General features: G+C 35.9%; 9 protein-coding genes and 1 pseudogene. 9 read left to right on the forward strand and 1 reads right to left on the reverse strand.

From position 1 onward, the window contains the following. From mnmE to spo0J, 6 genes and pseudogenes are all read left to right on the forward strand, one after another. Positions 1-1,313: tRNA uridine-5-carboxymethylaminomethyl(34) synthesis GTPase MnmE (gene mnmE, locus AC1DJR_RS15030; RefSeq protein WP_477002923.1), on the forward strand; the 1,313-nt coding region annotated here is incomplete at its 5' end. Between the two features lie 58 nt (positions 1,314-1,371). Next, positions 1,372-3,261, forward strand: coding sequence for a tRNA uridine-5-carboxymethylaminomethyl(34) synthesis enzyme MnmG (mnmG, locus tag AC1DJR_RS15035; protein ID WP_429687429.1), 1,890 nt, complete (start codon positions 1,372-1,374; stop codon positions 3,259-3,261). Positions 3,262-3,283: 22 nt separating this feature from the next. Further along, a pseudogene (locus tag AC1DJR_RS15040) lies at positions 3,284-3,822 on the forward strand (16S rRNA (guanine(527)-N(7))-methyltransferase RsmG). Positions 3,823-3,927: 105 nt separating this feature from the next. Next, positions 3,928-4,800 carry a nucleoid occlusion protein gene (gene noc, locus AC1DJR_RS15045; RefSeq protein WP_477002924.1) on the forward strand — a complete coding sequence of 291 codons (873 nt, stop codon included), beginning with the start codon at positions 3,928-3,930 and terminating at the stop codon, positions 4,798-4,800. A gap of 186 nt (positions 4,801-4,986) precedes the next feature. After that, on the forward strand, positions 4,987-5,748 hold the full coding sequence (soj, locus tag AC1DJR_RS15050; protein ID WP_002016469.1) for a sporulation initiation inhibitor protein Soj: 762 nt from the start codon (positions 4,987-4,989) through the stop codon (positions 5,746-5,748). Further along, on the forward strand, positions 5,741-6,592 hold the full coding sequence (gene spo0J, locus AC1DJR_RS15055; protein WP_477002925.1) for a stage 0 sporulation protein Spo0J: 852 nt from the start codon (positions 5,741-5,743) through the stop codon (positions 6,590-6,592). Before soj ends, spo0J begins: the two co-directional genes overlap by 8 nt. A gap of 20 nt (positions 6,593-6,612) precedes the next feature. Here the strand turns inward: spo0J and yyaC are convergent, their stop codons facing one another. Then, positions 6,613-7,209, reverse strand: a complete 597-nt coding sequence (gene yyaC / locus AC1DJR_RS15060; RefSeq protein WP_429687428.1) for a spore protease YyaC — start codon at positions 7,207-7,209, stop codon at positions 6,613-6,615. 260 nt (positions 7,210-7,469) lie between these two features. Between yyaC and AC1DJR_RS15065 the strand changes: the two genes are divergently transcribed. The 3 genes from AC1DJR_RS15065 to ychF form a co-directional block, all read left to right on the forward strand. Beyond that, complete coding sequence (locus AC1DJR_RS15065; protein WP_477002926.1) at positions 7,470-8,327, forward strand: mechanosensitive ion channel family protein; 858 nt, start codon at positions 7,470-7,472, stop codon at positions 8,325-8,327. 20 nt (positions 8,328-8,347) lie between these two features. Next, on the forward strand, positions 8,348-8,545 hold the full coding sequence (locus AC1DJR_RS15070) for a DUF951 domain-containing protein (protein WP_477002927.1): 198 nt from the start codon (positions 8,348-8,350) through the stop codon (positions 8,543-8,545). Positions 8,546-8,660: 115 nt separating this feature from the next. Then, the coding region (ychF, locus tag AC1DJR_RS15075; RefSeq protein WP_477002928.1) for a redox-regulated ATPase YchF at positions 8,661-9,225 on the forward strand (565 nt) is incomplete at its 3' end.

The raw sequence follows: 9,225 nt of genomic DNA on the forward strand, positions 1-9,225 counted from the left end.
GAGTAAGTGGGGATGATGCGATTGAGAAAGTYGATCGTATTTTTAAAGGGAAGGATTTAACACAGGTTTCTTCTCATACAATTCATTATGGTCATATTGTCGATTTAGATACAAATCAAGTTATTGAAGAAGTTATGGTGTCCATTATGCGTGCACCAAGGACTTTTACGCGTGAAAATATAGTAGAAATTAACTGTCATGGTGGACTTGTTTCGGTAAATAAAGTATTACAGCTTATTTTAGCGCAAGGAGTACGACTGGCAGAGCCTGGTGAATTTACAAAACGTGCTTTTTTAAATGGACGTATTGATTTGTCACAAGCAGAAGCTGTTATGGACTTAATCCGTGCGAAAACAGATCGTGCTATGAATGTAGCGATTAACCAAATGGAAGGACGATTATCTAAATTAATCGGCCATCTGCGTCAAGAAATATTAGAAACRTTAGCTCATATTGAGGTGAATATAGATTACCCAGAATATGATGATGTGGAAGAGATGACGCATAATATTTTAATTGAGAAAGCTACACATGTCCGTGCTGAAATTGCAAAGATATTAGAAACATCGAAGCAAGGAAAGATTTTACGTGAAGGCATTTCTACCGCGATTATCGGTAGACCTAACGTTGGGAAATCATCGCTATTRAATAGTCTTGTTCAGGAGAAAAAGGCAATTGTAACTGATATTGCAGGAACAACTCGTGATGTTATTGAAGAGTACGTTAATGTGCGTGGTGTACCACTTAAACTTATAGATACAGCCGGAATTCGTGAAACGGAAGATATTGTTGAACGAATTGGTGTAGAGCGTTCGAAGGAAATGATGAGCCAAGCAGACTTAGTGTTAATTGTAGTGAATTATAGCGAGGCTTTAACAAATGAAGATGAGGATCTATTCCGTGCCGTACAAGGAAAAGATTTCATTGTTATTGTAAATAAGACAGATTTACCGCAAGAAATTGATATGGAACGTGTTACAGATTTAGCGGTAGGCAATCGTGTTATTACAACATCTTTAATTGAGGAGCAAGGAATAGATGAGCTTGAAAAGGCAATAGCTGATTTATTCTTTGAAGGAACAATTGATTCTGCGGATATGACATACGTGTCTAATGCGAGACATATCGGATTATTAACACAAGCAGGAAGAACAATTAACGATGCAATTGAAGCGATAGAAAATGGTGTTCCGATTGATATGGTTCAAATTGATTTAACAAGAGCGTGGGAAATACTTGGTGAAATTACTGGTGATACTGTCCATGAAAGCTTAATTGACCAATTGTTCTCTCAATTTTGTTTAGGAAAATAAAGTAAAACTTTAATCAGAGATGGTTTAGTAAGATAGAGGTTATTAGGAGGAATAAACAATGGGATACAATGCCGGTTTATATGATGTCATAGTAATCGGTGCAGGTCATGCAGGATGTGAAGCTGGTCTTGCGGCAGCACGAATGGGCTCAAAAACATTAATGTTAACAATTAACTTAGATATGGTAGCGTTCATGCCATGTAACCCTTCTGTTGGTGGACCAGCAAAAGGGATTGTTGTTCGTGAAATTGATGCATTAGGCGGAGAAATGGGACGCAATATTGATAAAACACATATTCAAATGCGTATGTTAAATACGGGTAAAGGACCAGCTGTACGCGCGCTTCGTGCACAAGCTGATAAATTCTCTTACCAGCATGAATTAAAGAAAACAATTGAAGAAACACCAAACTTAACGTTGTTTCAAGGTCTGGTAGAGCGTTTAATTGTTGAAGATGGTGTATGTAAAGGGGTAATTACGCAAGCTGGTGCTGAATACACAGCGAAAACAGTTGTAATTACAACGGGAACATTTTTACGTGGTGAGATTATTATGGGAGATTTAAAATATTCAAGTGGTCCAAATAATCAGCAACCATCTATTACATTATCTGAACACTTAGAGGAACTTGGTTTTGAGCTTGTTAGATTTAAAACAGGTACACCTCCGCGTGTAAACAGTAATACGATTGATTATAGTAAAACAGAAATTCAACCAGGTGATGATAAGCCACGTGCTTTCTCTTTTGAAACGACAAAATTTATTATGGATCAAATTCCATGTTGGTTAACGTATACAAGTACAGAAACACATCGCTTAATAGATGAAAACTTACATCGCTCAGCTATGTATTCTGGTATGATTAAAGGAACAGGGCCTAGATATTGCCCTTCAATTGAAGACAAGGTAGTAAGATTTAATGATAAACCACGTCATCAAATTTTCTTAGAGCCAGAAGGACGTAATACACAAGAAGTATATGTACAAGGCTTATCGACGAGCTTACCAGAAGATGTACAGCGTGCAATGCTTAGAACAATTCCTGGCCTGGAAAATGTTGAAATGATGCGTACGGGTTATGCAATTGAATATGATGCGATCGTACCAACTCAACTATGGCCAACACTTGAAACGAAAAAAATTAAAAATTTATATACAGCAGGACAAATTAATGGAACTTCTGGTTACGAAGAAGCGGCAGGACAAGGGCTTATGGCTGGAATTAATGCAGCATGTCGTTCTTTAGGTAAAAAAGAAGTTATTTTAGGTCGCGCTGATGCATATATTGGTGTTTTAATTGATGACCTTGTAACAAAAGGCACAAATGAACCATACCGTTTATTAACGTCTCGTGCAGAATATCGTTTATTATTACGCCATGATAATGCAGATCTTCGTCTAACTGAGGTTGGGCGTGAAATTGGTTTAATTAAAGAAGATCGTTATGAGAGATTTACAAATAAAAAACTACAAATTGAACAGGAAAAGGAACGATTAGAGAGTATTTTTATTAAACCGCGTCCTGAAGTTCAAGAATTAATTCGTAGTATTGGCGGAAGTGAATTGAAAGATGGAATACGTGCAAGTGACTTATTACGTCGTCCAGAAGTGACATATGAGCATATTCATCTTTTAGTACCAAGTGAAGTAGCATTAAGTGATGAAATTACGGAACAAGTTGAAATTCAGACCAAGTACGAAGGATACATTGAAAAATCTTTACAGCAAGTAGAACGTATGAAGAAAATGGAAAGCAAAAAAATYCCTGTGGATATTGATTATGATGCGATTTCTAGCCTTGCCTCAGAAGCRAGACAGAAATTGAAAGATGTTCGTCCGCTTTCAATGGGGCAAGCTTCACGTATTTCTGGCGTAAATCCAGCTGATGTTTCCATTTTGCTTATTTACATTGAACAAGGAAAAATTGCACGAGTATCGAACCAATAACATAGTAAGGGGATATTGCTAGATGAACATAGAACAATTTCAATCTATGCTAGAAGAGAAGGGTATTTCCCTCTCTTCTAGACAGTTAGAGCAGTTCGAAATCTATTTTGAAACATTAGTAGAGTGGAATGAAAAAATGAACTTAACGGCTATTACGGAGAAAGAAGAAGTATACTTAAAACACTTTTTTGATTCTGTTACAGCGGCTTTTTATTATGATTTTTCGAAACCATTTTCTATTTGTGATGTTGGAGCAGGAGCTGGATTCCCAAGTATCCCTTTAAAAATCTGTTTCCCGCTGTATTAAGTGAGCTATGTTTACCACTTGTAAAAGTAGGGGGAACATTCATTGCAATGAAAGGCGCAGCGGCTAACGAAGAAATCGAAAATGGCAAATATGCTTTAGAGGTACTTGGTGGAGAATTGAAAGAAATGTCTACGTTCCAATTACCGTTTGAAGAAAGCGAGCGTAATATTTTATTAATCGAGAAAAAGCGCAAGACACCAAAGAAATATCCACGCAAACCGGGAACACCCAATAAATTACCTATTGAAAAATAAATCTTATTAGACGTAAGATTAAATTATATAAATGAAAACGTAAATGTTTCATAGGAAACATTGTATGTAGAACAGTCAATAGGCCTAAAAGGTGGTGGAATATGTATGAAAAATACGTTTTCTCGTTTATTTGGCTTTGGAGATAAAGAGAGCGAATTCGAATTACAAGACGAAAGCCATGAAGAAATAGCTAAAAAGGTATATGAAGAAATACAGGAAATTCCGATAGTAAACATTACCCCTAACCGTTATCAACCACGAACAGTTTTTGACGATGCACGTATTGAGGAGCTAGCATTAACGATTCGTACACATGGGCTTATCCAGCCGATTGTTGTGAGACAGTATGAGGATGATAAGTACGAGATTATTGCCGGGGAAAGRCGTTTCCGCGCAGCAACAAAGTTAGGGTGGGAAAAAGTTCCTGCAATAATAAARAATTTAAATGATACTGAGACAGCTTCTGTAGCGTTAATTGAAAATTTGCARCGTGAGGRATTAACAGCAATTGAGGAAGCTGTGGCATATCAAAAGCTGATTGAGTTACATAATTTAACACAAGAAGCATTGGCACAACGACTTGGAAAAGGACAATCGACAGTCGCAAATAAATTGCGATTATTAAAATTGCCTGAAGAAATCAAAAGTGCATTATTAGAAAAAAGTATTACAGAACGGCATGCTCGCGCCCTTATTCCTTTGAAAAATGAGGAATTACAACTGAAGGTTTTACAAGAGATTGTGGAGAAGCAATTGAATGTAAAGCAAACAGAAGAACGAATTGCAAAGTTACTAGAAGAAGTAAAACCAAAGCGCAAAGCGAAGCAAAAAGCAGTAAGTCGAGATGCGAGAATTGCTATGAACACGATTAGACAATCATTACAAATGGTTGCTAATAGTGGTTTGAATGTTAATTCTGCGGAAGAAGAGTTTGATGAATACTATCAAATTACGATTAAAATTCCGAAGAAAAAATAATTACGTGCTAGAGACCTTATCCTATTGGAGAGGTCTCTTTTACTATATTTTCTTGTTAAAGCAAGAAGGAGTTTAGAAATAAATTTTGAAGTTTAATAAGGACGTAAAAGAAAAACTTTTATTTCATGTTACAATAAACGTAATTGTTTCTAGAATAAGAAAGAAAGGTTGAAAGTAGGTGACATCATGGGAAAAATCATTGCTATTGCTAATCAAAAAGGCGGTGTTGGAAAAACAACAACATCCGTTAATTTAGGGGCTGGATTGGCACAAGTAGGAAAAAAAGTCCTTCTCGTAGATATTGATGCTCAAGGAAATGCAACGACTGGTGTAGGGATTGAAAAGTCTGAATTAGATCAATGTATTTATAATGTTCTTGTAGAAGATGCAGATGTTCAAGGTGCCATACGGAAAACCGCAACTGAAAACTTAGATGTTCTACCCGCTACAATTCAATTGGCTGGTGCTGAAATTGAATTGGTACCAACCATTTCCCGGGAAGTACGCTTGCAAAGAGCGTTACAGCCAATTCGTGATGAATATGAGTATATTATTATTGACTGTCCCCCATCCTTAGGGTTATTAACGATTAATGCATTAACAGCAGCAGATTCTGTTATTATTCCTGTACAGTGTGAATATTACGCGCTGGAAGGGTTAAGTCAGCTATTAAATACAGTTCGACTTGTGCAAAAGCATTTAAATAAAAATTTAGCAATTCAAGGTGTATTGTTAACGATGTTGGATGCTCGTACAAATTTAGGAATTCAAGTTATAGATGAAGTGAAAAAATACTTTAGGGATAAAGTATATCGTTCGATTATTCCTCGTAATGTTCGCTTAAGTGAGGCACCAAGTCATGGAAAACCAATTATGCAGTATGACGCTAAATCAAGAGGAGCAGAAGTATATTTAGATTTAGCAGAGGAAGTGATTGCAGGTGGCTAAGGGATTAGGAAGAGGAATCAACGTGTTTTTTCCAGATTTAGATGTGAAAGAAGAAGAAACGATTCAGGAGATTATAGTAACTGAATTAAGGCCGAATCCATATCAACCACGTAAACATTTCAATAAAGAAGCGATTCAGGAATTAGCGGCTTCTATTAAAGAGCACGGTATATTGCAACCTTTAATTGCTCGAAAGAGTATTAAAGGATATGAAATAGTTGCAGGTGAAAGAAGATATCGTGCTGCTAAAGAGGCCGGACTTGAGAAAGTGCCTGCTGTCGTAAGGCAATTAAATGAGCAGCAAATGATGGAATTTGCTTTGCTTGAAAACTTACAACGAGAAGATTTAAATCCTATGGAAGAGGCAATGGCATATCAGATGTTAATGAACGAGCTAAATGTAACACAAGAACAATTAGCAAAACGTCTTGGTAAAAGCAGGCCTTATATCGCAAATTATACTCGTTTGTTAAGCCTCCCTTCATTCGTTCAAGATATGATTGCAAACGGTCAACTTTCAATGGCTCATGGAAGAACTTTACTTACAATAAAAGATGAAGAACAGTTGAAATCTTTATTGAAGCGAATTGAAAAAGAAGGACTGAATGTTCGCCAATTGGAACAAATTGTCCAGGAAATTAATCAACGTGTTTCACGTGAAACACAACAAGTGAAAAAAGAAAGAAATATATTTTTTGTAGAGCGTGAAACGTTTTTAAGAGAAAAGTTTGGTACGGATGTAAAAATTAAAGAAACGAAAAAAGAAAAAGGTAAAATCGAAATCGAATTTTTTAATAAAGAAGATTTAAATCGAATTTTAGAATTATTATCAAAGGRAAATTAAAAAGCAARCCATCTTATTGTTTATAGATGGTTTGCTTTTTTTAATGCAGATAATTTTTGATCGGTTTCTTTTATACTTTGTGCAATTACATCGGCCATCTTCATTACTAAACTTAGTCTTGTATTTTGAAGTACGAAAAACTCCATGAAACCATTTAAATTTACGATGCCATGAATATGCAAATCACCAATTTCAGGTAATTTCTTATTCATCGCAGCTCCAGGTTTACTRGGKCCCTTTCCGGTAGTTATAGAACCGATACTTTGAGATTTYCCTAAACATGCATCAACAGCAATAATAAATGAAGCAGGRTTTTCTTTCTGTATATTCTGAATTTTTTCYTCTARATTTAGYGCRTGTATTGGTTCRTCTAGTGTGCCGAATACTTGAAGGTTTTTGATGTCAATTTGTTTTAGTTTAGTACCAACTAATGGACCAAGTGCATCACCGGTGGAACGGTCTGTTCCGATACAAACGAGAATGAGTGGCATATTAGTCTTAATGGGAATATGGGAAAGTAAGAAATTACTGATTGTCTCAGAGGCTTCTAAGTCATGATGCATAACATTTTGAATTTCTTTTTCAAAAAAAGGTAAGCGAAAACTTCTAATATTCATGAAGCACCCATCCTTTTAATAAATTTTCACAATATGTTATATGGTGTGTGAAATGGAAAATTATAAGTGCATACTTTTTACAAACTGTGAATGAAAACGGAAATAATAGTACTAGTATATATATATTCGTTTCATTTTATACCTAAATGGAAGTTAACAAATGGAATTAAAGTCATAAATTTTTTTCAGAAATCAGAGAGAGTTCTGATACAATAAGAAGGATAACTAAAAAGAAATTTTAGCTAGAGAGGTAGAGGGACATGGATTTAGCGTTGAAATGGTTTGAGTCCATTGATTGGACGAATATAGGTGTGAAGTCACTAAAAATAATCGTTATTTTAATACTTGGTGCAATCGTTGTGCGAGTTGCAAGGGCAATTGTACGAAATGCGTTTCGTATGGGAAGCCGTTCGCCGATTCAAATTTCAGAACGTCGTACAGTTACGGTAGCGAAGTTGCTTGAAAATATTGTGGCATACGTTGTTATGTTYATTATGTTAATTGCGATTTTAGGTGTRTTTGAWATTAATGCGTCAGGTTTATTAGCCGGTGCTGGGGTAATTGGTTTAGCAGTCGGTTTTGGTGCACAAAGTTTAGTTAAAGATGTTATTACAGGATTATTTATTTTGTTAGAGGATCAATTTTCAGTAGGTGATTATGTAAGAATAGGTCAATTTGAAGGAACTGTTTTGGAAATTGGACTACGTACAACGAAGATGAAAAGCTGGACAGGTGAAATTCATATAATACCAAATGGTAGTATTGTACAAGTAACGAACTTTTCCGTTAGTAATAGTGTAGCATTTGTTGATGTATCTATTTCTTATGAAAGTGATATAGTACGAGCGGAGCAAGTTATTGAAGATTTATTAGTAGAATTACCAGAAAAATATGAGAAAATGGTAACAACACCTCAATTGCTAGGTGTTCAAACATTGGCAGCGTCTGARGTTGTATTACGYGTTATTGCTGARGTWGAGCCGATGCAGCATGCAGTTATTGCGAGGGCCCTTCGCAAAGAGATTAAAAATCGTCTTGATTTACATGGAATTGAAATTCCATACCCACGTATGGTTTTATATAGTCGCGAAGAATTAGTTAGTGAAAAAGCAATTTAATAGTGGGAGGGATTTAGAGAATGGAGCAAAAGCAATATAACTTGTACGATGTTGTGGAAATGAAGAAAGCCCATCCATGTGGTGAAAATCGCTGGAAGATTATTCGTATGGGAATGGATATCCGCGTTAAGTGCGAGGGGTGTGGCCATTCGGTAATGATTCCTCGAAGAGAGTTTGATCGCAAGGTGAAAAAAATACTTGTGAAGCACGAAGAATAGTGAAAAAGCAACAGCTGCAGTAGACAGCCGTTGCTTTTTTTCATTTGGTGGAAACTTGTCATTTTTTTCGTTACTATCTATAATGATGAAAGATTGAGACATAGGAGTGAAAAATATGGGATTAACGGCTGGGATTGTTGGATTACCTAACGTAGGTAAGTCCACTTTATTTAATGCAATTACACAAGCAGGAGCAGAATCTGCGAACTATCCATTCTGTACAATCGATCCAAACGTAGGGATTGTAGAAGTACCAGATGAGCGTTTAAATAAATTAACGGAATTAGTAGAACCGAAAAAAACTGTTCCGACTGTATTTGAATTTACTGATATTGCAGGTATCGTAAAAGGTGCGAGTAAAGGTGAAGGGTTAGGAAATAAATTCTTATCTCACATTCGTCAAGTAGATGCAATTTGCCAAGTTGTTCGTTGTTTTGAAGATGAAAATATTACGCACGTTTCAGGAAAAGTAGATCCAATTGATGACATTGAAACAATTAACTTAGAACTAATCTTAGCGGATTTGGAATCTGTTGATAAGCGTATCGAACGAGTTGCGAAGTTAGCAAGACAAAAAGATAAAGAAGCTGTATATGAGCATGAAATTTTAGTTCGTTTAAAAGAAGCTTTTGAAGAGGGAAAACCAGCTCGTGCTGTTGAATTTACAGAAGAGCAAATGA

This window comes from Bacillus sp. 05T31, from assembly GCF_056396725.1.